The following is a 25642-nucleotide window of genomic DNA, read 5'->3' on the forward strand; positions in this document are numbered from 1 at the left end:
AAAATAACAGCAATTTATGATGGAAGAAAATAAAACAATCAACAGCAATTTACTTGAACTATCTACGAGCGATTATCGTTTAACTGAAGGTGAACAAAACATCAAAGGATGGAAAGTAAGAGGTGAAAGCGGCAGCATAATTGGTGAAGTAAATGATCTTTTATTTGATCCCGAAAACAATGTGGTGCGTTATATCTTAGTTACCCTTAAAAATATGGGCAACGAACTTGATGAAAAACCTATTCTGATTCCGATAGGTTTAGGAAATCTGCATGATCATGAAAATGTAGTCATTGTACCTGATTTTCATACCGATCAACTTCATGCCATGCCATTGTATATTAAAGACGAAGTTACCCATCAACTGGAAGATACCATCAGGGATGTTATCGGTAGCCCTGCAGCGTTGAGAATGGAAGAAAAAATGACTGAGCTGGATCGTAAGTCTTTTTATGACCACCATCATTTTGACCGGAACAGGTTCATGAAAAGAACATATAATAGTAATCAAGGTATATCTAGCGATGCTGATTCAACAGATCGTGTGGAAGAACGCAAGACCATTCATGAACTGATTGACCAATCGAAAATATCGTAACCCACCTTGCGAAGTCTTAAAGATCATTTTAACTGAAAGACTTCGCAAGTTTCATACAGTGAATTGCGAAGTCCCCCCTTTCTGCTATTTGATACAAAATGACGTTAACGGTTTTCTATAATTTTATTGATACCGATAATGTGTGAGGCTCTTCCATGCATATCATATCTTGGCTTGCCAAATGCACTGATCCAGTGTACCGATCCATCTTTCCATTTCACTTCATATTCTGCCCGATATACACCATTATTTTCTATGGCATGTTCAACAGATTTTTTAATTTTTTGCCTGTATTTCGGTAACATGGCTTCGAAAAGATCAGGATAATTAAATTGTTCATCAATATGATAACCATAATTCCGCTTAAACTGATCATTGGAAGTCATTTTTCCTGTAGCGAATTCTACTACAGTATATCCCATTTCACCGGCATCAATGGCACTCATCAATACAACATTGGCTTCTTCGTTCAATTGCTTTGCAATAACCTGCTCAGTAATATCTGCCAGTATAAACATGATGCTGTTTCCGCCTGTTTCCAAGTTTTTGGTAAACTGCAGGGTTATATTAATGTATAAACTCCTAAGCTGGTTTTCATTCCATACCAATAGCCGTACTTCATGGCCGTGTACGAGTTTTCCGGTCTCTTTTACGTTGTCTATTAACCGTAGAAAATCCTGATCTTCCAGATCTGGAATGACCAAAGAAAGCGGCTCACCTATTAGTGCTGAATCTCGACCCAAAATATTCAGCAAAGTCTGGTTAGCCTGTTCAAAAACATGATTTTCTTCAGAAATAATACCAATGGCTACCGGAGCCTGCTGAAAAAGTATTTCGAAATTATCCTGAAGACTTTCCAGATCACGGTTAGCTTTCGCAATTTGTTGCTGGTAATCTATCAATCCGGCATTTTGAGCTGCAATATTTTCGTTTTCAGAAATCAGATGACCGGCTTGCTCCCTTAATGCAGTCTGATTCATTACCAACTTTGCCAATCCGGCTAAAATCTCCTGCTTTTTTTCATCAAATTTCATTGGTTCATACCCCATCACACACAACGCACCAATTCGGTATCCATCATTGGTAATCAATGGTGCACCTGCATAAAAGCGTACCTTATATGGGTTATTCGCCAGTTCCGGTATATCAAAAACATCCTCAATAACAGTTATATCTTTACTTTTAATTACCTCATTGCAAAGACTATCTCGTTTATAAGATGAAACATCATGATCAAATCCAATATTTGCCTTGAAAAATACCTCATCTTTATCTACAAAAGAGATTAGGCAAATCGGAAGATCAAAAATCCGGGTAGTCACTTCTGCCAACTGGTCAAAAGTGGATTCAGCTGATGTGCCCAAAATTTGATAACGGTTAAGTGCTTTCAGCCTATCGGCTTCAGTTTGTGATGGGTAATTTGAATTTCTCATATTTTGTTGTTCGATATTTTGGTTATTGCAAAGTTTGTTTAAATCGTTTTAGCTAAATTACTACTGGTTATTCAGTAAAAATTATCCAAAGCATAAAGTCATGCGCCGGATTAATCTGAGCGCTCATATAAATTCAGCTTATTGATGTGGCTTTTCTTAATTAATTTTTTGCCAGCGGCATATTAAGTTTTAAGTTTTGTTGATTCAGCGTTACTATTAATCGTTTTGTCAGAAAGTTCCTTTTTCGTTAGGGTAAGTGTACCGAATAATGAAACAGGAATAAAAAAAATCCATACATCATTATCAATGGGACAGTTTGCAATCTCGATCCATCCGCTACTGGCCGCATCAGGATATAAGGTATAACTGCTCTCCATGTCTACATCACCGCTATTGTAGAGCCTGCAATTGCTGGTGTTGCCTACCCTTTGAAAACCGCATGCTGAGGTGCGATTACCTGGCGACCGGAGAAAGTAATTAAGGCCTTTGCCCGATTGTTCCGTGTAAAGCACATTACCAACCAGACAGCCCCTCGTTTGCGCAAACATCACGTTTGCACACCAAATGTTAATTAACAAAAATAAAATATTTTTTTTCATAAAATACCTAAAACGGTATGTATTAGCAATGTTTAAATAAAAAAATGGGAGATAAAGAAATATTCTGCTGATCGGCTAAAAGGAAAAGGATATTGGACAAATCTATACAAGATTAACCATTTTGGACTTATTAAACATACAAATAGTAGTCAGTGTTGTACGTAATGACTTTACCATGAAAATCACTAATAATCAAAAATGATGTGCCAAATACCTTAAAGTGAATAAGAGCATTACTAAAACGAAATAGTAGCCAAAACAGCCATTTTTTATGACGCTAGCGGTAAAAGATGAATGATATGCTGTTTTTAATAAAAATATATGTGACAAGAAATTTATAGGCGGACATATAATAAAGCATACAGTAATGCCTGAACAGGCACAAAAAAACAGGGAAGGAACCACTCTCCCCTGCTATCATCAACTAAACTAAACTGTTTAAAATTAAACACAAGATAACAGACATCCAAAAAAAAAAGCAACAATGTTGCAATTAAATGATTATTTGCTACATCCCCCCTATTCAAACGTGGCATTGATTCCTTAAAGAGTCAGTTCATATTAATGAAAACTAAATAGGATGAGTAAAAATAAGTTGTAAGATCAGCAATCATGCCCATAAGTCCAGATCTATATTTAAGTTTTTTGTATTTGCTATAATTTGATTTTAAAAAACCAATTTTCAAATCCCTTATTCAATAGGTTTACACGCCTTAAGTTTTCGCTATATCATTATTGTACGCTTTTCAAAATCATCAGCTGCTTTTTTGAGTTTGAATAACCTAAACATGCCACAGCAGGCCTGTAAAAGGCAAAATGAATGAAAGGAATGGCTTATCAGGTGGGTACGCTCGATAGTTTTGTAAGTATTCAGATCACTATTATATGTCTTCTTACTTATGAAATCAATATCTAAAACGAGTTTTTTAATTGTTTTTTTTCTCCTGTTATCACATTATGGTTATACACAACCTATAGGTTGTCAGCCTTTAAATTCTACCGAAATCTATACATCTAATGTTTTGGGTATTTGGGGTGGAACACCTTTACTACCAACCTGTGGTCCTACTTCAACTATTACCACGCAATATGCGGCAAATGTTAGAATAAGGCCTAACCGGGGTTGCAATATTAACATACTTGGCGCCGGAAATGAGGTATATTACAATGTTGCTTACTGTCCGTTAGATGATTACCTGGTTTACTTTGGTTGTGGACTGGGCGTATTAGGCTTCAGAATGCTCTCCAGACGGCTGGCCTAATACCGAATGATAAAAGAATGATACCACTGTATATTTCTCCGGCCCAAAAATTGGATAAAATTAGGAATCCGAAGAGGTAAACATTCTACGATATGAAGCAGAATGCTTCACGCTCTGGCTGCAAGCCTTCCTTCTCTCGCAATGTGCCCATAAAGAGAACATTGCGGGAAGGATTTTTTTATTTAATCGCGCCATACGAATCCATCAAAATGTTCGATCATTTTTGTTTAAATCTGCTTTTCCATTAAAAAAATCATTAGATTTTAATAAAAATATTTTCTTCAAACAGATCAATTCTTTAGCGGTATTCCTTTTGTTCAGTTTAAAAATCAAGCAAAAAAAATGCCTTTGGGCATTAATAATCTGGTCTTATAAAGCATTTCATGATTAACATATATAATAAATGGATTTAAGTAAAAGTATTGCGGCTGATTGTTGAATTTGTATCTTCCGGAACAACAGCTGAAAGGGCTGCTTTTTCACTTCCTATCTATACCATTGAAAATAGAAAATTACCCGGGATTACTCTTATTATGACAATTTTGAAGAAGAGATAAATTGGAAGTGAGTCACCTGCAGCATGAGGAAATACAATCGTAAGTATTGATGCATTTAAAATGCAAATGCGATAAGACTTGCTTATCGCATCGCGGAAACATACTAGCGATGTTTAGTTGAGAGCATTGCTGTTTCTGTTTTAGTTAATGATAATACGAATGTAGTATTTTTAAGATTATCATACAATCATAAAATACTGTTAAAGTATCCTAAAAAATACAATCAAAAAATATAATCCAACAAAAAAAATTATAAATAACTAAAATACAAATGCTTATATAAAAACAATTATTAACTCAATTGATTTTGATTTGATTTTTATCAACAACTATATCTGGTTTCACCATATTTCGAGATGAATCTTCTTCTAACATATAGCATAAATGTTTAATAAGATAAATGATACAGCCCCACAATAGATTTAATTGCCTTTAACGGCTATCTGAAATCTTTTTTCAACTCCCGAAAGAGATTTGCTTTATCATTCAAACAAAGCCTAACTTTTAGAGTTGTATTCAAAAATAAAATGAATGGAAAATCATACAATGCTTCAATATTTCGAATGGTATTACCCTAAAGATGGTAGCCTTTGGAGAAAAGTAAGTCAGGATGCAAAAGAATTAAAGGAAATGGGAATAGATTCAGTTTGGTTGCCGCCTGCCCATAAAGGGATGGATGGTACTGAATCTACAGGTTATGACTCTTATGATCTATACGATCTGGGTGAATTTGACCAAAAAGGAAGTATTGCTACCAAATACGGAACAAAAGAAGAATATATTGAGGCCGTAAAAACAGCAAAAGCGGCCGGGCTTCAGGTTTATGTAGATATTGTGCTCAACCACCTTGGTGGTGCCGACGACTTTGAACCGGTAATGGTAAGAAAGGTAAATCCCGAAAACCGCAACGAATTTATTTCAGAACCTTTTGAGATTGATGCCTATACCAGGTTTACCTACCCCGGCAGAAATGGCAAATATTCTGAATTTAAATGGGATTACCAGTGTTTTACCGGTGTAGATTATGATGCCAGAACACAGGAAACAGCTATTTATAGCATTCAAAATCAATATGGCGAGGGTTGGGAAGAAGTAATAGATAACGAAAATGGCAACTACGATTACCTCATGTTAACCGACATAGATTTCAGAAACCCGGCGGTAAGAGCGGAACTGAAAAGATGGGGGAAATGGTTTTATGAAACGGTGGGTTTTGATGGTTTCAGACTGGATGCCATCAAACATATGCCGCATGCTTTCTTTAATGAGTGGCTGGATTATCTCCGTGCAGAATTGAATGCAGAACTGTTTACCGTAGGTGAATACTGGTCGCCATATGATTTACAATCGATGCTGGATTATATTGAGGCCACAGAAGGACGCATGTCGCTTTTTGATGCCTGTCTTCAGGCAAATTTTTCCAGGGCTTCCAAAGCAGGGGAAGAATTTGATCTTTCTACCATCTTAAACGGAAGTTTAGTTCAGGTACGTCCGGAACTCGCAGTTACACTGGTTGAAAACCACGATACACAACCGCTTCAATCCTTAGAACAAACGGTAGAACCCTGGTTCAGGGCACATGCTTATGCCATTATTCTGCTACGCGAGGCGGGTTATCCATGTGTATTTTATTCTGATGTTTACGGATCTTCCTATACAGATAAAGGAACAGACGGAAAAGACCATGAAGTAACCATGCAATCGCTTCCGCAACTGGCGCAGTTATTACACTTAAGAAAAAACAAAGCCTACGGTTTTCAGCGAGATTATTTCGATCATGCGAGTTGCATTGGATGGACCAGGGCCGGTGATGAGGAACACCAGGGTTCGGGTGTCGCCGTAATCATGTCCAATGGTGAAGCAGGCACAAAACATATGGAAATGGGCGAGGCATTTGCCGGGCAAACCTTTACGGATTGTTTAGGTCATGTTGAGGGTGAAGTAACCCTTGATGAACATGGATGGGGCGAGTTCCGTTGTGATGCCGGTTCTGTATCAGTCTGGGCAGCTTGCGGTTAAACGACCAGGAAATTATTAAATGTCTCAAAAACGAAAAACTAATGGAAAAATTTGAATTGAACCTGAATGGACTGAACTATGATGTTCTTCCCCAGGATAACGGTACTTACCGGATTATGGATGGCGAAGAAAAAATTGGTGTCATTTATGCGGAACCTGGTGATGAGGGGCCGCAATGGAAAACGCTTGATGATCTCGATACCGATCTGGTTAACGATTTGGGCAAAGCCATTACAGATCATAATGCTTAATAGCTTCAATTAATCTCATCCGGTCTGGTCTGAGGTCTGAAAAGACAAAAGCGGTATTCCTATTGTCCATTGCATCAGCGGTTAAGCATTTGCAATGGACTTTTACATGAAATGCCACCTGACATTAGGAATTAGTTTCAGAAACCGAGATCCATTTAATAATTCGAAAATCCATTGCCTGATCGATCTATCAGTTTACACTAATTCGATAATTATAAAACAATGTAAAGATCACATCGGTTGCTATAGATAATATTCCAATGGATAAACTTGTGTCTTCAACAAACATTTGTTGTACTATAACGCTCCTGATGAATTAGCCTATGATAGATAAAAAAATAAGAGAAGCGGAAATCCTTTATGAAGAATTAAAAGATAGTGCAACTTTACAACTGGAATTATTGAGGTTAGATGCCATACATTATATTGCCAAACTTAGCGCCAATCTGATCACGAATATATTTACCTTAATTTGCGCCATTTTAGCTTTTCTGTTCGGTACCGTTACATTAGGTTTTCTATTTTCAGATTTATTAAACAGTTACACATTGGGCTTTGGCGGACTTACCTTATTCTACCTATTAGTTGCCATAGCGACAATCAAAAAGGCAAACTTTATAGAAGCCATCATTATTAATTTTACCATCCGGAAATTTTTATTGACCAAAGGAAATAAAAACGATGGATATCATAACCCGTTGGATCCTGAGTAAAGCAACTTAAAGGGAGATCAAGGCTATTATCTATATTAAAAACGAATACCATTATTACAATGAAATTTGCTGTAAAACCAAAATGTATTTTCTTTATTTTGCTGATGCTTGTATCCACCAGCATCTGGTGTCAGGCACAGCAGGCAAAAACCAAACCAACTGATTCTGTTAATACCATTCCTGATACACTCCTTTTTAAAATTCAAACGGCCCAGTCTGCCATTACGGAAATCAACGCGGCCAACAAAAAGGGATATGACCTGGATGCCATTCAGCGCCAGTTTAATACGGTAAAAGAAAATGTAAACCCATTGGTTATATCTTTTAAGGCTAAGGAGGAACTTGATACCAAAAACCTGTTGAGTTTTGATCTTATTTTGCGAGATGCAGATACCAGATTAAAAAATATTACGGCTATTTTAGTACAAAACAGCAATGCTCTTCAAAAAATGTCTGACCAGGTAGTTAGCCTGAGCAGCGATACCCTACTGCAAAACAACAATGGCGAGGATGGCCGGAAACTATATCATCAACAGATCAGTGAAATTAAATCGCGATTACAGGAGGCTGGAAAATTAACAGGTGAAAACCTAAGTCAGGTCAATGTACTTCTGGCCAATACTTCTGCATTAAATGTAGTGGTAAATGATTTGCGTGCACAAACTGCTGAAAAACTGGCGCTTTCAGGCAAACTCGCTTTGCGCAAACGGAATCCATACCTTTGGCATGCCACGCTCCAAAACCCGGCCAGCAAAACCACTGGTAATTTAATTGCATCATCATATCAGGGGCAGCAACAAATTCTCAAATACTTTATTCATTCTACCTGGGATAACCGTTTTCTGGCCATCTTAATTTCCGTTGTCTTTTTTATCTGGGTGCACCGAAACTTCAAAAGTTCCAGGCGTGCGGCAATCAGGCGCCAGCTTGGTGACCTGAAATTCGAATACCTCAAACCCTTCCCGATTTTTTCAACGCTGATTGTATTGTTAAACATTACGCCGCTTTTCGAACCCGATGCACCAGCACTATACATTGAATTGATTCAGCTTTTACTACTGGCTGTGATGTCGGTTCACCTCTGGAACACTTTAGAAAAAAAACAGTTGCGTTTCTGGCTGATGCTCATGGCTTTATATACCATCATGATTATCGGAAATGCCGGAGTAGATGATACGCTTCCACTTCGTGTGGTGCTGATTGCCATTAACATTTTCTTTATATGGATTGGCATTCAGCTATTTAATAAGGTAACTTTTAAGGAATTTTCCAAAAAATATATCCGCACTGTACTGATAATCCTCATTTTAATGAATGCGCTCTCCGTATTGCTGAATCTTTTTGGCAGGGTTGATATGGCCAAAGTAACCAGTGTTACCGGAGTGATTGGCCTCATTCAGTTAATTGGTTTGAGTGTGTTTATGCAGATTATGCTTGATGCACTGGATCTGCAGATGAAAATCAGTTCCTGCAATAATGGTCTTTTTTCGAGAATCAACCACATGAAAACAAAAGCCAAATTTAAAAAGGGGCTTTCTGTACTTTGTGTTTTATTATGGGTAATCGTATTGCTTATCAACCTGAGTCTGATTGGAGGCCTCTGGCAATGGATCAGCGAAATACTGTCAAAACCGAGGGTATTCGGCAGCATTCACTTCAGCCTTGGTAACATCGTATTTTTTATTGTCATTATCTACATCGCCAATAAACTACAGAAACATGTTCCCTTATTGTTTGGTGAGGAGCGCATTACCTTTAATGAAGATAGTGGTCATAAGGGGTCAAAAGTGGCATTGGTTCGCCTGGTGATCATTGTTTTGGGCGTATTACTGGCCGTAATGGCTTCAGGTTTACCAATGGATAAGCTTACGGTTGTTTTAGGTGCATTTGGTGTAGGTATTGGTTTAGGGATGCAGAATATCGTTAATAATTTTGTTTCCGGAATTATTCTGATTTTCGAAAAACCCTTCCGTATAGGCGATTATGTTGAACTCGCCGATAAAAAAGGCAAGGTTCGGGATATCGGAATCCGCTCCAGTAAACTCCTTACCCCTCAGGGTTCTGAAGTCATCATTCCCAATGGTGATTTACTTTCAGGACGTTTGGTAAACTGGACCTTAGGGAATGATTTCATTAAAACCGAACTCGTTTTTAAAGTAAGTGCAGAAAGTGATTTTGAAGACATCAAAAAAATTATCTCGGGCATGTTAAATGAAGCGGAAAATACCGTAAAAAAACTACCTCCTGAAGTTTTACTGAATAACATTACAGCCGACAGTTTAGAAATTAAGGTCCTGCTCTGGATTAACAATATTTATGTGGAAGCAGAATTTAAGAGTGATTTCCTTCAACAGCTGGTTAAAAAATTAAAGGATGCCAGCGTTAAAATCATGTAGTGGCTGATGCGTGTATTTTATATTTATCAGAGAGAATTTTAGCATCAGGTCATTTGTCTAAAACTTTTTTCAAATGTTTAAAGTTGTGTAATTGGGGATCTCCGAACTACAAAACAGATTTACAATGACAAAAACAACACTAAACGTTAACCAGCAACGTTATGAGCTTAACCTGCTTCCATGGGTTTCGTTACTTGATGCCTTGCGTGAACACCTTAAACTTACCGGGACTAAAAAAGGTTGCGACCATGGTCAGTGTGGTGCCTGTACCATTATCTGTGATGGCAAGCGAATATTAAGCTGTATGACCCTGGCGGTAATGAAAAATGATTCAGAAATCACCACTATAGAAGGTATTTCTGATGGTGAATCCCTTCATCCCATTCAGCAAGCTTTTATTGATCACGATGCATTTCAATGCGGTTATTGTACTCCCGGACAAATTTGCAGCGCTATTGGAATGTTGAAAGAAGGTCATGCCCATACGCGTGAAGAAGTTCAGGAACTCATGAGTGGCAACATCTGCCGTTGCGGTGCAAATGTGGGTATTATTGATGCGATTATGCAGGTTAAAGACGGAGGTACACATGAATAATTTTGAATATAAACAAGCTACCAATATTCACGATGCTTTAGATCTGGTTAACCAGAAACCTGATGCCGTATTTATTGCCGGGGGAACCAATTTAATCGACTTGTGGAAATATGACCTTACACATCCTTCCCAACTCATCGATATCAATCATATCCCTGAAAACGATGAGATTTCTATACAAAAAGATGGTAAAATCCGTCTCGGGGCTGCAGTAAAAAATGCAGACACTGCATATCATCCTTTAATTGAACAAAAATATCCCCTGCTTTCCAGAGCTATTCTGGCTGGCGCTTCGGCGCAGATCCGAAACATGGCCAGTAATGGCGGTAACCTGCTGCAGCGCACCAGGTGTTATTACTTTTATGACCCGGATGTACCATGCAATAAACGCAATCCGGGATCTGGTTGCCCGGCCAAAGCCGGGTACAATAGAATCCATGCCATTCTGGGTACGAGTGATGCATGTATTGCGGTTTTTCCTTCAGATATGTGCATCGCCCTCGCCGCACTTGATGCTACTGTAAACGTGAGCGGACCAAATGGCAACCGCAGCATTCCTTTCGCATCCTTTCATCGGCTACCAGATAACCGCCCTGACCTGGACAACACTTTAGAGCAGGGAGAAATCATCACTTCCATTGATCTGCCTCAAGATGATTTTTCCGAAAATTATTCTTATCTGAAACTAAGAGACCGCCACTCCTATGCTTTTGCATTGGTATCAGTAGCTACAGCATTTAAGCTGAATGGAAATACCATTGAATTAGCCAGAATTGCTTTAGGTGGTGTAGCCCACAAACCCTGGCGCAATATTGAAGCGGAAGAATTCTTAAAAAATAAGGAAGCAAATGCTGAAAACTTTTCTGCAGCAGCTGATATGATATTAAAAGGTGCAAAAGGATTTGGTCATAATGATTTTAAAATCAGCCTTGCTAAAAAGGCCATTATCAGAAACGGACTTATGGCATTAAACCCGTCCAGTCAGTTGCCTGGTGCTCAACCATCAGCATAATAATTTTACGAGAACACATGGAAATGGATACAAATAAAACGGTAGGTAAGCCAGTTAGTCGTTTAGAAGGTAAACTCAAAGTAACCGGAATAGCCAAATATGCCGCTGAATATGAGGTTGACAATTTACTTTATGGTTATGTAGTAAACAGCATGATCACCAAAGGAAAAATTTTAAGTATTGATGTAAGTAAAGCAATGGCACTGCCTGGTGTGATTGAAGTACTTACCCATGAAAACCGGACCAGGCTGGCTTGGTTTGATTTGCAGTATACTGATATGGATGCCCCTCCGGGAACGGTTTTTAAACCGCTTTATGATGAAAATATTTTATACAATGGCCAGCCAATTGCCTTAGTGGTGGCCGAAAGTTTTGAAATGGCACGCTTTGCAGCTACACAGGTTATTTTTAAATATAAAGAAGAACCTTTTCAAACCAGTCTGGAGCATCACCTGGATCAATCAAGAGTAGCAAAAAAAGGATTTGCTACCGCATTGAAACCACCTCCACCACCGCCAACAGGCGATTTTGAAAAAGCCTATCAACAGGCTGAGGTGAAAGTAGATGCGACCTACACCCATGGTACCGAACACCATAACCCTATTGAACTTTTCGCCACCACAACCGTTTATCAGGGCAACGGTAAACTCACCATTTACGATAAAACACAGGGCACCATTAATAATCAGTTGTATGTAGCCAACATTTTCGGACTCAAATATAAAAATGTAAGGGTACTGGCACCATTTGTAGGTGGTGGATTTGGCTCAGGCCTTCGCCCCCAATACCAGTTATTTTTATGTGTAATGGCGGCACTGCACCTCAAACGGAATGTTCGGGTGGTATTAGACCGGAAACAGATGTTTTCATTTACCCACCGCCCGCCAACCGTACAAAACCTGCGCTTTGCAACCGATACTGATGGCAAACTTACGGCGATGAATCATTCATCGAAGAGCGAAACCTCTTCATTTGAGGATTACTTTGAACCGATTGCCTCCTGGAGTCACCGGCTTTATCCGGCACCTCATACCTTATTTGAACAGGAACTTGTGCCACTGGATGTTTATACGCCAATGGATATGCGTGCACCTGGCGGAAGTACAGCCCTACATGCTATTGAGTGCACCATGGATGAACTTTCCTATAAGCTTAATATCGATCCGTTGGAATTACGCTTAATCAATTATACAGAAATGGACCCATCTGCCGGCAAACCCTATACCAGTAAAGCCCTGAAAGCCTGCTACCTGGAAGCTGCTGACCAATTTGGCTGGGAAAAACGAACGCCAAAACCAAGAAGCATGGAACGTGGCAATAAGTTGATTGGTTATGGCATGGCTACCGGAATATGGGATGCCTTTCAGTTTCCATCGCGTGTGGAAGCCATGATTACCGCAGATGGAAAAATGATACTGAATAATGCAGTAACGGATATTGGTACCGGTACGTTTACGGTAATGACGCAGATTGCAGCAGATGAACTCGGACTTCCGCTGGAAGAAGTGGATTTCCGCTATGGGGATAGCAAAAAGCCATTTTCGATGTTTCAGGGTGGTTCAGCGATGACCTCCTCTACCGGCGTAGCCATTGTAATCGCAGCAAAGGAACTCAGAAAAAAATTAGCCAAGAAAGCCAGGGAAATGCCCCACTCTCCTTTTAAAAAGGTTGAAGACGCGGAGCTGACTTTCAGCAATGGTAACATTATTTTAAATAACGATCCGAATATTTCCGTATCATTTAAAGATATCATCGCCTTTAATAAAGGCAAGGTAATCAAAACAACCAATATGGGAAAGCCACATCTGCTTAAACTAAAAAAATACAGTCTGGCTACACATAGTGCCTCTTTTGTGGAAGTGGAAGTGGATAAAGATCTGGGCACTGTTACCGTAACCCGGGCAGTAACCGCTGTTGCGGCAGGAAAGATCATTAATCCTAAGACAGCTAAAAGTCAGGTTTATGGATCGATGGTTTGGGGAATCAGCAAAGCGCTTCATGAAGAAACCATTATGGATGAAAACCTGGGTAAATATATCAATGCCAACCTGGGCGAATACCACCTTCCGGTTCATGCTGATATCCGCCAGCTTGAGGTTATTTTTGCCGAGGAAAATGATGAGCTAATTAATGAACTTGGCGTGAAGGGTGTTGGTGAAATTGGCCTTGTAGGTATGCCTGCTGCCATTTCAAATGCCATTTATCATGCCACCGGAAAGCGCATTAATAAATTACCTATTCATTTTGATGAGCTGATATAACTTTTATCAGCGGCCTTGCCGATAGTAGAAAATGAACCTTAATAAATTATGGATAATGGTCATTCCATTGTTGATCGCATTTCAAACAGCTGCCCAGACTGAAAATACCGGGTGGCTGTTCATTTCCCACAGTCAGCAAGTAAGCCAGAAATTTGACATCATGGCTGATGTGCAAGTCCGGTCGGCTGATCAGCTGAATGGCTTTTCAGCATTGCTTCTTCGCACAGCTTTAAATTATAATTTTAATAAACACCATTCTATTGCTGCTGGCTATGCTTTTTTAGGAAAATGGGAAAATGATGAATCAGCAATCAAGATACTTCATCCCGAAAACCGGATTTACCAGCAATATCTTTTTAATGCCAATACCGGACGTACAGAATGGACGCTAAGATTTAGGCTGGAACAACGTTTCATGACGCAGCAAGATCAGACAGATTTTTCACAACGGAGCCGTTTTTTTACTGCGGTGCAGGTTCCGCTTCTGGCAAATGAAGATTTCAGTAAAGGTTTTTATACAGGCTTTCAGAATGAATTATTTCTGAATGTCATCAACAAGAAAAATGTAAACGGCAGCATATTTGATCAAAATCGCTCTGCTGTTTCTATGGGCTACCGGTGGAACAAAAAAATAGATATGGAATTCGGCTACCTCTTATGGGCACAAAAGGAAGAGGACAATTCTGCTAAAACCAATGTTTGGCAGTTGATGATCACCACCAGTTTCTGATCCTTTGAGGTAAGTTTATGCTTCCATTTTAAATACTGCCGGCGATGGATCAAGTATTTCATCGTCATGTGTCACCAGCAATACCGTTGTGCCCTGAACTAAGAATAAGGCCTGGAGTTTAGCGAGCAGTTTACTTTTCAGTTCCTTGTCAAGCGCTGAAAAAGATTCATCCATCATTAACAGATCAGGTTTTGTGGACAAAGCTCTTAAAATGGCCAGCCTTTGCTGTTGACCACCTGATAGCTGAGCAGGCAGGTGCTGACGAAAAACTTCCATCTCACCCAACTCCAGTAACTGACCGATATATGCCTGATCGGACGTACCATAGGCCAACTGTTTTTCAACCGTCATGTTCGGAAACAAGGCATAATCCTGAAAAACAAACCCAACATTTCTTTCCTGAATTCTTTTCGAAAACTTTCTTTCAGCATCAAACCAAAGGGTATCCTTAAATTTAATCATTCCTTTTTCAGGGGTAATTAATCCGGCAATCATCTTCAGCAAAGTTGTTTTTCCTGCACCCGATGGTCCGGTAATCTGGGTAACTTTTCCAATATCGAATTGGGCTTTCACCCTTAAATCTTCCCAGCCTTTATAGGTTTTTATACGCTTATTAATATCGACTTCTATCATTCAAATGGATTTTTGACTGCTTTTTTATTAAAGATGAAAACAGCCAGTACGATCGCAAAAGTAATGGCAAACAATATCAGCGCATACTGATTGGCAGCCTCATAATCCATGGTTTCCACCGCATCATAAATGGCAATGGAAGCAACTTTTGTTACACCAGGGATGTTTCCTCCAATCATCAGTACCACGCCAAACTCACCAAGTGTATGGGCAAATGTAAGTACCGCAGCCGTATAGATGGATGCCTTTATATTGGGCAGCAGTACATAAATAAAGGTTTGCCATTTGCTTTTACCCATGGTATAAGAAGCCTGCGCCAGTGTTTCAGGTAGATGTCCGAATGCGGATTTCACCGGACTAATCATAAAGGGAAGGCTATAAATAACAGATGCAAAGACCAATCCCTGAAAAGAAAAAACCAGGTGAAGGTTTAAATGCTCATACAGCCACTTCCCAAAACCGTTATTCGGACTAAAGGCCAGCAGCAGGTAAAAACCTAAAACAGAAGGTGGCAGTACCAGGGGCATTGTGATAAAGGCTTCCAAAATAATTTTCGCCATGGTACTCTTTCCGGAAAGCCAGTAAGCAACCGGAATTCCGATTAACAGAAGTATTGCCGTGGTAATCAAGGCAAGTTTTAAACTGAGGTAAATCGGTTCAAAATCCATTTAACTTTTTTTTACTACAGGTAAATGATAGCCACTTTTCCTGATAATTTGTTGTGCAGAAGCAGAAGAAAGATAATTAAAAAATTTTGTCGCTTCCACAAGCTTTCCTTTTTTCGCATAGGCCAGTAAAATGGCACCTTGAGAAATCGTGCGATAACTTTCAGCGTCTACCCTGGCCCATTTCAATTTTGATTGATCACTGTTTTCATATAGAAAGGATTCTGTAGTAAAACCTAATTCTACCGCTCCCGTTAGGATATAGGTATTTACTTGTGAAATACTTTCGGCATAAACCAAATTGGAGCTGATCTTGCTCTTTAATTGATAATATTCCAGTGCCTCTTCCGCAGCTTTTCCATAGGGTGCAGTTTTTGGATTGGCAATGGCAATTCGTCCGGCCTTATGAGCAGATAGTATTTTTGGCCAGTTTTTTAAATCAAGATCGGTTTTGCCGCAAATAATCAAACTTCCTAATGAATAAATTTTTGGGGCTTGCAATCCGAATTGTTTTGCATATAATTGCTCCGGAAACGCTGTATCTGCTGAAAGAAAGATATCGTAGGGTGCGCCATTCATGATTTGGGCAGTTAATTTTCCTGATGCACCCACTATAGCCTCCGATTTTATCCCGGTTTTACGCTCAAAATCTTTTTGCAGCCTTTTAATCAGTTGCTGCGCATTTGCTGCCACCGCAATCCGCAATACCTGTGCAGAAAGTTGTGCAGCAGCAGTTAGGCAAACCAATAGGGTTAAGATTAAAATTCTGAATGCAAAAGTCTTTTTCATGAATCAAAATAAATGACGCCATTTTGAGCGGCTAATTTAGCTAAATTAACAGGTAATCGGGTCAAGGGTTTTGGTGATGATTAAAAAGCAGTTGAAATATCGTCTAAAAATTAAATTTCTTCAAAATATCAAAACATTGATGCTAAACATTGTTTTTAATTTATAGCAAATAATCCATTTCAAAATATAGTGGTTAAATTGCTTAATCTGAAAATTACCCGATGAAAGAAATCGCAGACATTATTAAAGCGCATGCTCAGGCCAGGAAAGATGGAAAAAAAACAGCGCTGGCAACAGTAGTTAAGGTAGAAGGATCATCTTATCGCCGGCCTGGTGCCAGAATGTTGATCACGGAAGATGGCGTGTTAACCGGTGCCATTAGTGGTGGCTGCCTGGAAGGTGATGCTTTGAGAAAGGCACTCACAGCCATCCATCAGCAGGAAAATAAACTGGTTACTTACGATTCTATGGATGAAGATGATGCAAAATTCGGGGTACAGCTGGGTTGCAATGGCATTGTCTACATCCTTTTTGAGCCTATTTTTAATAATAGACAAGCAAATCCGATCAGCATCTTAACTGAACTGGAAAGCAAACGCGAAAATGCAGCCTTGGCTGTATTATTTTCTCTTGAAGGTCAAAAACAAATTGGCACGCACTCGCTCCATACACGGCATGGTCAATTTAGGCATAATGAAAATGGTCATTTCCCTTCACTTTCTGGTGATCTTCAACAAGTTTTGACTGAAAGAAAATCAACATTTTTAGATTATAAAGTAGATCAAGAACTAATTACTGCATTTCTGGAATTTATCAGTCCACCCATTGCGCTAATTATTGCGGGTGCAGGGAATGATGCACAACCACTCGCCAATATTGCAGATGTACTGGGCTGGAACGTCACCATTGCCGATGGACGCCCCACCCATGCCACGAGTCAGCGCTTTCCCAAAGCCAATCAGATTTTAGTCACCAAACCTGGGCAACTTTTATCGCAGATTACGATAGACGATCATACCGCTTTTGTTTTAATGACCCACAATTACAATTACGACCTGGAGTTGTTACACCTCCTTCTATCAACCAATGCGCCATATATTGGTTCCTTAGGTCCTAAAAAGAAATTAGTCAGAATGCTGGATGAACTTAACCAGAATACCACTGAAAATCAATCCAGGGTTCATGGCCCGGTTGGTCTGGATATTGGTGCAGAAACAGCTGAAGAAATTGCCATTTCGATTGTAGCTGAAATCAAGGCTGTTTTATCGGGTGCCTCGGCAGGCAGACTGAAAGAGAAAACCGCTCCTATTCACGTTTATGAAAATAAAAACAATTGATGCATACAGGTATCATGATCCTGGCAGCAGGAAATTCAAGCCGATTAGGCCGACCGAAGCAGTTATTGGTATTTAAACAAAAAACACTTATTGAACAGACTATTAATGCCGCGTTGCAAACTTCTTTTCAACCGATCATTGTAGTGCTTGGCGCTTATGCAAATGAAATTCAGGAAAAATTATCTGCTGAAGTGAACTTTGTGATTAATGAAAACTGGTCAGCAGGGATGTCATCCAGCATTGCTGCTGGAGTAGCAGCACTCATCAAAAAATCGCCACTGATCGAAAACATAATTATAGCCGTTTCGGATCAGGCATTTATCACAGCTGAGATTTTCAGCGCATTAAAACAGAAACAAATCAGCACAAAAAAAGGTATCGTTGCAAGCACTTATGCCAAAACAACTGGTACACCTGTGCTGTTCAATAAACAATACTTCCCTCAGCTTTTATCCTTAACCGGAAATAATGGTGCTAAATCAATGTTAAAATTACACGATAATGATGTAGAAACAATTGCATTTGCGATGGGTAATGTAGATATTGATACCGAAACCGATTATGATAATTTAATTAAAAAATAATGATAGCAGATTCGTTTGGAAGAGTACATGATTACTTGCGGATATCTTTAACGGATAACTGTAACTTCCGCTGCTTTTATTGCATGCCGGAAGAAGAGTATGATTTTACACCTGCTTCCAGGTTGATGCAAACGGATGAAATTATCAGACTGGCCACCATCTTTGTTAATCAGGGCGTAAAAAAAATCAGGCTCACCGGTGGCGAGCCATTGGTAAGAAAGGATGCTGCTGCCATTATTTCGGCATTAGGCAAACTCCCTGTTGAGCTGGTTATCACCACCAATGGAACCCGGATTGCTGAAATGCTTCCCGTATTAAAAGAAGCCGGAATAAAAACCGTCAATATTAGCCTGGATACGCTTCAGGCAGAGAAATTTTTCATGATTACCCGCCGTGATGTTTTTCACCAGGTACGCAGCAATATTGAGTTACTTTTACAGGAAAAAATTGCCGTTAAAATTAACATGGTAGTGATGAAAGGACTCAACGATGGCGAAATTAAAGATTTTATTGCCTGGACAAAACACAATCCCATACAGATTCGGTTTATTGAATTTATGCCCTTTACTGGCAACAAATGGACCAGCAATAAAATGTTCTCCCTTCAGGAAATTTTAACAACGGTAGAAAAAGACTTTACGGTATTACCTGTTGAAGGTGCTCCACATGATACGGCTAAACATTTTATGATTCCTGGCCATGAAGGTTCTTTCGCCATTATCAGCACCATGACGGCTCCCTTCTGCAGTACCTGCAATAGAATGCGACTAACTGCCGATGGAAAATTAAAGAATTGCTTGTTCTCTAACGGTGAAACGGATTTACTAACGGCCCTGAGAAACGATGAAGACGTGCTTCCTTTAATTATGGCCTCCATTTGGGATAAGAAGGAAGCGCTAGGTGGTCAACTCATTTCACATTTTGAATCGTTAGATGCAGAGACCATTAATAATCGAAGTATGATCACAATTGGAGGGTAAAATGATTACGGTAGACCAGGCAAAACAAATTATTCTTGATAATATTACCATTTTAGATCCACAAGAAATCCCATTACAAGATACCCTGGGGCATATTCTAGCTGCAGATGTTTATGCCTCGGTTGATATTCCTGCATTCAAGCAGTCATCAATGGATGGCTATGCGATAAAGTTTGATTCAGCATTAAAAACCTATACGCTAGTTGGAGAAATGGCTGCCGGAGCCACACAATCCATCATTATTACCAGTGGTGAAACCAGCCGGATTTTTACTGGCGCCCCATTACCCGAAGGTGCAGATACTGTGGTGATGCAGGAAAAAGTAAGCCGAACTGCAAAGCAGATCACTGTGGAAGATCCTAAAATGGCTAAAGGTTTAAATGTGCGGGAAAAAGGTGCTGAAATTAAAGCCGGAGCATTAGCCATGCAGATTGGAAGTTTACTCACACCTGCTGCAATAGGCTTTCTGGCCGGAATTGGCATCAGTGCGGTTGAAGTTTTTCCTATGCCAAAAGTAACCATTGTGCTTACTGGAAATGAGTTACAACAACCCGGAAAACCACTGGCATTTGGTCAGGTTTACGAATCTAATTCTTATTCCTTATCTGCAGCGTTAAAACTGGAAGGCATTCAGCGCATTGAAGTGCTTTGGGTTAATGATAACCTGGAATCACTTACAGAAACACTGCAGGTAGCACTACATCAAAGTGATGTTGTGCTTTTAACCGGAGGCGTAAGTGTTGGTGATTATGATTTTGTCATTGCTGCTGCCGAAAAATGTGGGATAACACCAAAATTCCATAAAATTAAACAGAAGCCAGGCAAACCCCTTTTTTTCGGTACGCAAAACCGTAAACTTGTTTTTGGCTTGCCCGGAAATCCATCATCTGTATTAAGTTGTTATTACAATTATGTTTTACCTGCCATTAAGACCTTATCAAATTTACCAAACAGTGTCGCTGAAGTAGAATCGGAATTGGAAACTGATTACGAAAAGCCCCCTGGTTTAACCCATTTTTTAAAAGGAATTTATGCAAATGGTAAAGCAAAGCCGCTAAATGCACAAGAGTCATTTCGATTGAGTTCATTTGCGCATTCAAATTGCCTCATTCGTCTGAAGGAAGATCAGCAGCATTTCATGGCTGGAGAAAAAGTCACCGTACTGTTGCTACCGAATAACTCACCTTAAACCAATATTTTTACAAAAATGATTAAATACTTATTTGCCATTTTTATTTTATGTGGCATGAATAGCCAGGCACAGGAAAGCAAACAATTTACAATTGAAGGCGATGTAAAGCAAAAGCTAACCATCAATCTGGCTTCACTTTCCAATTATAAAAAAGTTAGTATTGACAGCATAACTATTTTAAATCACCTCTTGCAGCGAAAAAGCAGCATTAAAAATATTAAAGGCGTACCTTTGAAAGAGATTTTAAGTCAGGTGGAGATTAATGAATCATCGCCTAAAAAATTAAGTGAGTATTACCTGGTTTGTTCTGCTACCGATAACTATAAAGTGGTTTTTTCATGGAATGAGGTTTTCAACGCAAAATCAGAAAACAACATTTTAATTTTAACCGATTTCGTTGCTGATCCTGAAAAAGCTGAGAAAGGTAATATTGCCATGATTGCGACAACTGATGTAGCAACGGGCAGAAGGTTTGTAAAAGGCCTGAATAAAATAAGTATTCATAAAGTAAATTGATATGAAATTAGAGATCATTAGTTTTGGTAAAATTTCTGAATTTATCAGGCAACAGCAAATCGAAATTTCGGATGTTATAAACACTGATCAGCTTAAAAGCTACCTGGAAACATCATTTCCGCAGTTAGCAGGAATGAAATACAAACTGGCCATTAATCAAAATGTGATACAGTCCAATCAATCCCTTAAAAACGAAGATAAAGTGGCCATTATGCCGCCATTTTCTGGAGGTTAATAGCAATGGATAATGAACGCTACAGCAGACAACTGATTTTAAAGGGCTTTGGAGTTGAAGCACAAAACAAACTCATCAACTCGCGCATACTGGTGATTGGTGCCGGTGGCCTGGGCTGTCCAATTTTACAATACCTGGTTACAGCTGGCATCGGGACAATTGGAATAGTAGATGATGACACCATTTCACTTTCTAACCTGCACAGGCAAATTCTTTACGCGACTAATGACATTGACCAGCCTAAAGTAAAAGTAGCGGCTAAAAGGTTGCGACTGATGAACCCTGAAACTCACATTGTGGAACATGAACTTCGACTGGATAAAAGCAACATATTCAATACAATAGAAAGTTATGACATCATAGTGGATGGTACAGATAATTTCGATTCGAGATACATGATTAACGATGTCTGTGCAATACTTCAAAAGCCATTAATTTTCGCAGCAGTAGCTGGCTTTGAAGGGCAGCTGGCCATTTTTAATGTGAAAAATGAACAGGGTATCGCCACCAATTATCGCGACCTCTTCCCTATTTCCCCACTGCCCGGAGAAGTTTCAAACTGTGCGGAAAATGGCGTATTGGGTGTTTTACCCGGAATCATCGGGAGCATGGCGGCAGCGGAAACCATTAAACTGGTCACCGGAATCGGGCAGCCCCTGATCAGTAAAATGCTACATTATAATCTGCTTAACCAGGCCACTTATACCTTAAATATTTCTCCAGGCAATGACTATTTTTTACCTGAAAGTAAAGCAGATTTTCTGCTTAGTAATGAAGAACAATTATGCCCTAAAACACCTGTTTTTGAGGAAATAGATCTTGCCACAATGCAACTTTTACAGGAAGAAGCATCTGCTTTGGTGATTGATGTGCGTGAAAAACATGAATTTCCTTTGCTGAATAAAGAAATCTTCCTTCAAGTACCCATGTCTGAATTTAACACCTTTGTGCAAAACAATATTGCCGCAGAAAGCATTGTATTGCTTTGCCAGCATGGCATCAGAAGTGTTGCTGCTGCTGAACTGCTTCAGGAAAAATATGGTCATACAAAGAAGATTTACAGCTTAAAGGGTGGCATTTCTAAATGGAGAAATCATTTTCTAACAAAACAAAATGAGTGAAAAGAAACTAAAAAACATCTTTGTTAAAGGTGCAATAAGTCCGGGTTTTATAGCCGATAGTATTGCAAAACATGCCACTAAAACAGCTATTGGCGGCCATAACATTTTTATGGGACAGGTAAGAAAGGATGAAATAAATGGCAAATTTGTAGCCGCTATTGATTACACGGCCTACGAAGAATTGGCACTTACCAAAATGGATGAGATTAGAGAAGATATTTTTGCTAAGTACCCGCTCAACTGCATGCATGTGCACCACAGTTTAGGTTCAATACAGGCAGGCGAAATCTGTTTATTTGTCTTTACCTCTTCCGCTCACCGTAAACCTGCTATGGAAGCTTGCAATGAATTGGTAGAGCGCATTAAGGCTGAACTCCCGATCTGGGGCAAAGAAATATTCGAAGACGAAACCCACCAATGGAAAGAAAACATTTAAGATGGTAAATATTACTAAAAAATCAAATTCCTTAAGGATTGCCATAGCCACGGCTACGGTAAAAGTTTCAAAACAAGAAACAATTGATGCCGTTGTGCAAAGAAAAATCCCTAAAGGAGATGTTTTTGAATTTGCCCGCGCTGCCGGATTATTTGGCGTAAAAAAAACCAGTGATGTGATTCCGGACTGCCATCCCCTTCCGATTGAATTTACGTCTATTACCTATGAAGTGGTAGATTTAACCATCCTGATTACAGTAGAAGTCCATACCGTTTATAAAACCGGGGTAGAAGTTGAAGCCATGCATGGTGCTTCGGTTACCGCATTAACCATGTACGATATGCTGAAGCCGATTGACAAGGGCGTAGAGATTCAAAATATCCGTCTGCTTAAAAAGTTGGGAGGCAAGTCAGATTTAAAAAAACTGAAGTTCCCTGAAATTAAGGCTGCAGTAGTGGTGTGTTCCGATTCCGTTTTTGAAAAAACTGCTGAAGATGCTTCCGGCAAGGCCATTATTAACCGACTGGCGCAATTGGGCATTGATACAGAAACCTATACCATTGTGCCCGATGTATTGGAAGATATCCAAAATACGGCTAAAAAACTGACAGACAATAACATTAGCTTACTTATCTTTACCGGAGGAACAGGCTTATCACCTCGGGATGTGACTCCTGAGGCCATTAGTCCGCTCATTGAACGCAAAATTGATGGAATTATGGAAACTGCCAGAAAGTATGGGCAGGAACGCATGCCTTATGCCATGTTATCACGGGGCGTGGCCGGCTTTATCGGTAACACTTTAGTATTAACTTTTCCAGGATCTAAAAATGGCGTGGAAGAATATATGGATGCGCTTTTTCCCCAAATTCTACATCTTTTTAACGTGAATAAAGGGCAAAAGCATTAAAATGTTTATCCGATAATATTATCTTTTTAAAAGTTTAAGCAACACACCATTGGTCCAGCCGAATCCATCCTGTAAGGGATATTCTCCACCACCACCTTTACTTTTTGATTCGACCACATTATATTTTTCCATCAGTTTACCGGTTTCCTTAAAAACCGAAATATTCAGATTCACCCATCTATTGCTTATTGTATCAGCTAGTTTATGATAACCATAATGATGTAAACCTTGTATACTCACCCATTGCAGGGGTGCCCAGGCGTTCGGTGCATCCCATTGCTGCCTGGTGGTTTTTAATGTAGTGATTAAGCCACCAGGCTTCAGGAAATCCTTTTCCAGTTTTTCTGATACCGCTTTGGCCTGAGTAGCTGTAGCAAGCTTAAAATACAATGGAAAGGCAGCTGCTAAAGTTAACTGCTTAGAGAAGCTTTTATTTTTCCAGTTATAATCTGTAAAGAAGTTTTGTTGTGCATTCCAAAAATATTTCAATATTGCGGCTTTACGCTTCTTGGCGCTGGCAGAAAACAAATTAGCTTTTTTTGTATCCCCCGCCTCTTTATTGGCTGCTGCAATTGTACTTTCTAAATGATACATCAATGTATTTAAATCAACCGGTAAAAGATCGGTAGTGATGATCTGGCTAAAACTTAAGCCATCAGCAAACCAGCGGCTGCTGAAATCCCATCCAGACTCTGCCGCAGATCGCACGTGCCGTAGAAAGGTGGCTGGGTTTTGTTTGGTTGACCTGGCTGCTTCAGCATCTTCCAGGTATGATTCTTCCCTGGGCTGATCATCAGCGTCATAATAACGGTTTAATAGCGTTCCATCATTAAGTCTGACTACATGATTAATTGCTTTTCCCGGTTTCAGCTGGTCAGCACCCTTCATCCAGAACTGGTACTCCTTTTCCAAAGCATTTTTGTATTCGCTCAATTTCACTTGCGGATTGTCCTGACAAAGCAGTTGCACCATAGCCGCAAAAAAAGGTGGCTGCGAACGGGTAAGGTAATAACTCCGGTTTCCATTGGGGATAAAACCATAGGTATTGATCAGGTAAGCAAAGTTATCAACCATATCTTTGATCAGTTTCGTTTTACCGGCCTCTTTTAATCCCAGCATGGTAAAGTAAGAATCCCAGTAATACACTTCACGGAATCGTCCTCCCGGCACCAGATAGGGCTTTGGCAATGGCAGTAATGAGGTTTGATAGGCAGAAACGGTATCAGGATTCCGCTGCAGCACAGTCCACAAAGTATCCAGATGTTTTTCAATGCCCGCTTTGATATCCGACTGGTATAAAGCAGTATGACTTTCAGGTAAATTAAAATGTGCGTCCACAAAGCTTTTCAGGTTAAAATCTTTGCTGTTTCTTTGAGCAAGGTAAGCTTTCATAATTACCGAAGGCTCAGCTTTAGGAATCGCATCAGGAAAAGATTTCCCGTCAGCATAGATCCTGGAAAGCTGAACAGTCTCAAATAAACCCGGATAGGTTGATCGTGGTGATTTTTCATGCTGGGCAAATAACTCAGCTGAAACAAATAGTAAAAGAAAGAAAATAATTTTTTTCATAAATTAGAGATTCATAATGCTGCATTTCATAGTAGTAAAGCTCAAAGATAAAATCTGTGCTCTTTTTTGCGTTCACCTTTGTTTAATATAGTATTTATTCCCTAATCAAACCTGATCGCGTACATCAATAATATTTGCATCTAAAATACATCATCCGGGCGAAGCGTTTTACATTTTATTTATTAACAATGCGGTATTTTGAATCCCGTAGCGTAACCTGATCAGGAGCATAAAAATGTTACGCTATTT

At 39.4% G+C, this 25642-nt stretch carries 25 protein-coding genes; 19 read left to right on the top strand and 6 right to left on the bottom strand.

From position 1 onward, the window contains the following. Nucleotides 1–16 precede the first annotated feature (16 nt). Complete coding sequence (locus CBW18_RS07145; RefSeq protein WP_088300609.1) at nt 17–598, top strand: PRC-barrel domain-containing protein; 582 nt, start codon at nt 17–19, stop codon at nt 596–598. Between the two features lie 104 nt (nt 599–702). Here the strand turns inward: CBW18_RS07145 and CBW18_RS07150 are convergent, their stop codons facing one another. Both CBW18_RS07150 and CBW18_RS07155 read right to left on the bottom strand, forming a co-directional pair. Beyond that, on the bottom strand, nt 703–2031 hold the full coding sequence (locus CBW18_RS07150; RefSeq protein WP_088300610.1) for a PAS domain-containing protein: 1329 nt from the start codon (nt 2029–2031) through the stop codon (nt 703–705). Between the two features lie 182 nt (nt 2032–2213). Next, complete coding sequence (locus tag CBW18_RS07155; protein ID WP_088300611.1) at nt 2214–2630, bottom strand: hypothetical protein; 417 nt, start codon at nt 2628–2630, stop codon at nt 2214–2216. An 899-nt stretch (nt 2631–3529) separates the two neighbouring features. Here CBW18_RS07155 and CBW18_RS07165 point away from each other — a divergent pair. The 9 genes from CBW18_RS07165 to CBW18_RS07205 all read left to right on the top strand — a co-directional run bounded on the left by CBW18_RS07165 (nt 3530) and on the right by CBW18_RS07205 (nt 14426). Then, nucleotides 3530–3892: a hypothetical protein gene (locus CBW18_RS07165; protein ID WP_088300613.1), complete on the top strand. Its 363-nt coding sequence runs from the start codon at nt 3530–3532 to the stop codon at nt 3890–3892. 1088 nt (nt 3893–4980) lie between these two features. Then, nucleotides 4981–6468 (top strand): alpha-amylase, encoded by a 1488-nt coding sequence (locus CBW18_RS07170; RefSeq protein WP_088300614.1) that lies wholly within the window; start codon nt 4981–4983, stop codon nt 6466–6468. A gap of 41 nt (nt 6469–6509) precedes the next feature. Continuing rightward, entirely contained in the window at nt 6510–6719 is a 210-nt protein-coding gene (locus tag CBW18_RS07175; protein WP_088300615.1) for a hypothetical protein, read from the top strand. A 323-nt stretch (nt 6720–7042) separates the two neighbouring features. Beyond that, entirely contained in the window at nt 7043–7432 is a 390-nt protein-coding gene (locus CBW18_RS07180) for a hypothetical protein (protein WP_088300616.1), read from the top strand. Nucleotides 7433–7536: 104 nt separating this feature from the next. Further along, on the top strand, nt 7537–9828 hold the full coding sequence (locus CBW18_RS07185) for a mechanosensitive ion channel family protein (RefSeq protein WP_088301320.1): 2292 nt from the start codon (nt 7537–7539) through the stop codon (nt 9826–9828). 124 nt (nt 9829–9952) lie between these two features. Further along, nucleotides 9953–10423, top strand: coding sequence for a (2Fe-2S)-binding protein (locus CBW18_RS07190; protein ID WP_088300617.1), 471 nt, complete (start codon nt 9953–9955; stop codon nt 10421–10423). Then, nucleotides 10416–11435, top strand: coding sequence for a xanthine dehydrogenase family protein subunit M (locus CBW18_RS07195; protein ID WP_088300618.1), 1020 nt, complete (start codon nt 10416–10418; stop codon nt 11433–11435). Before CBW18_RS07190 ends, CBW18_RS07195 begins: the two co-directional genes overlap by 8 nt. 17 nt (nt 11436–11452) lie before the next feature. Beyond that, on the top strand, nt 11453–13696 hold the full coding sequence (locus CBW18_RS07200; RefSeq protein ID WP_253248982.1) for a xanthine dehydrogenase family protein molybdopterin-binding subunit: 2244 nt from the start codon (nt 11453–11455) through the stop codon (nt 13694–13696). A 31-nt stretch (nt 13697–13727) separates the two neighbouring features. Further along, nucleotides 13728–14426, top strand: a complete 699-nt coding sequence (locus CBW18_RS07205) for a DUF2490 domain-containing protein (RefSeq protein ID WP_088300619.1) — start codon at nt 13728–13730, stop codon at nt 14424–14426. 15 nt (nt 14427–14441) lie between these two features. On the opposite strand, the gene CBW18_RS07210 is transcribed toward CBW18_RS07205, so the two are convergent. From CBW18_RS07210 to modA, 3 genes are read right to left on the bottom strand one after another with little or no spacing between them, the layout of a single operon-like run. Then, nucleotides 14442–15059: an ATP-binding cassette domain-containing protein gene (locus tag CBW18_RS07210; RefSeq protein ID WP_088300620.1), complete on the bottom strand. Its 618-nt coding sequence runs from the start codon at nt 15057–15059 to the stop codon at nt 14442–14444. After that, the gene (gene modB, locus CBW18_RS07215; protein ID WP_088300621.1) at nt 15056–15727 is read right to left on the bottom strand and encodes a molybdate ABC transporter permease subunit; all 672 of its coding nucleotides are present in this window, start codon (nt 15725–15727) and stop codon (nt 15056–15058) included. Before modB ends, CBW18_RS07210 begins: the two co-directional genes overlap by 4 nt. After that, a complete protein-coding gene (gene modA, locus CBW18_RS07220; RefSeq protein ID WP_088300622.1) occupies nt 15728–16513 on the bottom strand; it encodes a molybdate ABC transporter substrate-binding protein in 786 nt (261 codons plus the stop codon). 221 nt (nt 16514–16734) lie between these two features. On the opposite strand from modA, the gene CBW18_RS07225 reads away from it, so the two are divergent. From CBW18_RS07225 to moaCB, 9 genes are read left to right on the top strand one after another with little or no spacing between them, the layout of a single operon-like run. After that, a complete protein-coding gene (locus CBW18_RS07225) occupies nt 16735–17850 on the top strand; it encodes an XdhC family protein (RefSeq protein ID WP_088300623.1) in 1116 nt (371 codons plus the stop codon). Then, on the top strand, nt 17850–18434 hold the full coding sequence (locus CBW18_RS07230; protein ID WP_088300624.1) for an NTP transferase domain-containing protein: 585 nt from the start codon (nt 17850–17852) through the stop codon (nt 18432–18434). The genes CBW18_RS07225 and CBW18_RS07230 overlap by 1 nt, the downstream gene beginning before the upstream one ends. Then, nucleotides 18434–19414 carry a GTP 3',8-cyclase MoaA gene (gene moaA, locus CBW18_RS07235; RefSeq protein ID WP_088300625.1) on the top strand — a complete coding sequence of 327 codons (981 nt, stop codon included), beginning with the start codon at nt 18434–18436 and terminating at the stop codon, nt 19412–19414. The genes CBW18_RS07230 and moaA overlap by 1 nt, the downstream gene beginning before the upstream one ends. Nucleotide 19415: 1 nt before the next feature. Beyond that, complete coding sequence (gene glp, locus CBW18_RS07240; RefSeq protein WP_088300626.1) at nt 19416–20603, top strand: gephyrin-like molybdotransferase Glp; 1188 nt, start codon at nt 19416–19418, stop codon at nt 20601–20603. Between the two features lie 18 nt (nt 20604–20621). Continuing rightward, nucleotides 20622–21122, top strand: coding sequence for a molybdopterin-binding protein (locus CBW18_RS07245; RefSeq protein WP_253248983.1), 501 nt, complete (start codon nt 20622–20624; stop codon nt 21120–21122). A 1-nt stretch (nt 21123) separates the two neighbouring features. Continuing rightward, complete coding sequence (locus CBW18_RS07250; protein WP_088300627.1) at nt 21124–21357, top strand: MoaD/ThiS family protein; 234 nt, start codon at nt 21124–21126, stop codon at nt 21355–21357. 5 nt (nt 21358–21362) lie between these two features. Then, on the top strand, nt 21363–22478 hold the full coding sequence (locus CBW18_RS07255) for a ThiF family adenylyltransferase (protein ID WP_088300628.1): 1116 nt from the start codon (nt 21363–21365) through the stop codon (nt 22476–22478). After that, entirely contained in the window at nt 22471–22914 is a 444-nt protein-coding gene (locus CBW18_RS07260) for a molybdenum cofactor biosynthesis protein MoaE (protein WP_088300629.1), read from the top strand. Before CBW18_RS07255 ends, CBW18_RS07260 begins: the two co-directional genes overlap by 8 nt. 1 nt (nt 22915) lies before the next feature. Further along, nucleotides 22916–23824 (top strand): bifunctional molybdenum cofactor biosynthesis protein MoaC/MoaB, encoded by a 909-nt coding sequence (moaCB, locus tag CBW18_RS07265; RefSeq protein WP_088300630.1) that lies wholly within the window; start codon nt 22916–22918, stop codon nt 23822–23824. Nucleotides 23825–23842: 18 nt separating this feature from the next. Here moaCB and treF read toward each other — a convergent pair whose 3' ends face one another. Further along, the gene (gene treF / locus CBW18_RS07270) at nt 23843–25393 is read right to left on the bottom strand and encodes an alpha,alpha-trehalase TreF (protein ID WP_088300631.1); all 1551 of its coding nucleotides are present in this window, start codon (nt 25391–25393) and stop codon (nt 23843–23845) included. Nucleotides 25394–25642 lie beyond the last annotated feature (249 nt).

Origin of the sequence: Pedobacter sp. AJM (genome assembly GCF_002197755.1) — a bacterium.
GTDB lineage: Bacteria > Bacteroidota > Bacteroidia > Sphingobacteriales > Sphingobacteriaceae > Pedobacter.

Coding starts and splice junctions, on each gene's coding strand:
- CBW18_RS07145 (WP_088300609.1), top strand. CDS start 17: ATGATGGAAGAAAATAAAACAATCAACAGCAATTTACTTGAACTATCT.
- CBW18_RS07150 (WP_088300610.1), bottom strand. CDS start 2,031: ATGAGAAATTCAAATTACCCATCACAAACTGAAGCCGATAGGCTGAAA.
- CBW18_RS07155 (WP_088300611.1), bottom strand. CDS start 2,630: ATGAAAAAAAATATTTTATTTTTGTTAATTAACATTTGGTGTGCAAAC.
- CBW18_RS07165 (WP_088300613.1), top strand. CDS start 3,530: ATGAAATCAATATCTAAAACGAGTTTTTTAATTGTTTTTTTTCTCCTG.
- CBW18_RS07170 (WP_088300614.1), top strand. CDS start 4,981: ATGGAAAATCATACAATGCTTCAATATTTCGAATGGTATTACCCTAAA.
- CBW18_RS07175 (WP_088300615.1), top strand. CDS start 6,510: ATGGAAAAATTTGAATTGAACCTGAATGGACTGAACTATGATGTTCTT.
- CBW18_RS07180 (WP_088300616.1), top strand. CDS start 7,043: ATGATAGATAAAAAAATAAGAGAAGCGGAAATCCTTTATGAAGAATTA.
- CBW18_RS07185 (WP_088301320.1), top strand. CDS start 7,537: ATGCTTGTATCCACCAGCATCTGGTGTCAGGCACAGCAGGCAAAAACC.
- CBW18_RS07190 (WP_088300617.1), top strand. CDS start 9,953: ATGACAAAAACAACACTAAACGTTAACCAGCAACGTTATGAGCTTAAC.
- CBW18_RS07195 (WP_088300618.1), top strand. CDS start 10,416: ATGAATAATTTTGAATATAAACAAGCTACCAATATTCACGATGCTTTA.
- CBW18_RS07200 (WP_253248982.1), top strand. CDS start 11,453: ATGGAAATGGATACAAATAAAACGGTAGGTAAGCCAGTTAGTCGTTTA.
- CBW18_RS07205 (WP_088300619.1), top strand. CDS start 13,728: ATGAACCTTAATAAATTATGGATAATGGTCATTCCATTGTTGATCGCA.
- CBW18_RS07210 (WP_088300620.1), bottom strand. CDS start 15,059: ATGATAGAAGTCGATATTAATAAGCGTATAAAAACCTATAAAGGCTGG.
- modB (WP_088300621.1), bottom strand. CDS start 15,727: ATGGATTTTGAACCGATTTACCTCAGTTTAAAACTTGCCTTGATTACC.
- modA (WP_088300622.1), bottom strand. CDS start 16,513: ATGAAAAAGACTTTTGCATTCAGAATTTTAATCTTAACCCTATTGGTT.
- CBW18_RS07225 (WP_088300623.1), top strand. CDS start 16,735: ATGAAAGAAATCGCAGACATTATTAAAGCGCATGCTCAGGCCAGGAAA.
- CBW18_RS07230 (WP_088300624.1), top strand. CDS start 17,850: ATGCATACAGGTATCATGATCCTGGCAGCAGGAAATTCAAGCCGATTA.
- moaA (WP_088300625.1), top strand. CDS start 18,434: ATGATAGCAGATTCGTTTGGAAGAGTACATGATTACTTGCGGATATCT.
- glp (WP_088300626.1), top strand. CDS start 19,416: ATGATTACGGTAGACCAGGCAAAACAAATTATTCTTGATAATATTACC.
- CBW18_RS07245 (WP_253248983.1), top strand. CDS start 20,622: ATGATTAAATACTTATTTGCCATTTTTATTTTATGTGGCATGAATAGC.
- CBW18_RS07250 (WP_088300627.1), top strand. CDS start 21,124: ATGAAATTAGAGATCATTAGTTTTGGTAAAATTTCTGAATTTATCAGG.
- CBW18_RS07255 (WP_088300628.1), top strand. CDS start 21,363: ATGGATAATGAACGCTACAGCAGACAACTGATTTTAAAGGGCTTTGGA.
- CBW18_RS07260 (WP_088300629.1), top strand. CDS start 22,471: ATGAGTGAAAAGAAACTAAAAAACATCTTTGTTAAAGGTGCAATAAGT.
- moaCB (WP_088300630.1), top strand. CDS start 22,916: ATGGTAAATATTACTAAAAAATCAAATTCCTTAAGGATTGCCATAGCC.
- treF (WP_088300631.1), bottom strand. CDS start 25,393: ATGAAAAAAATTATTTTCTTTCTTTTACTATTTGTTTCAGCTGAGTTA.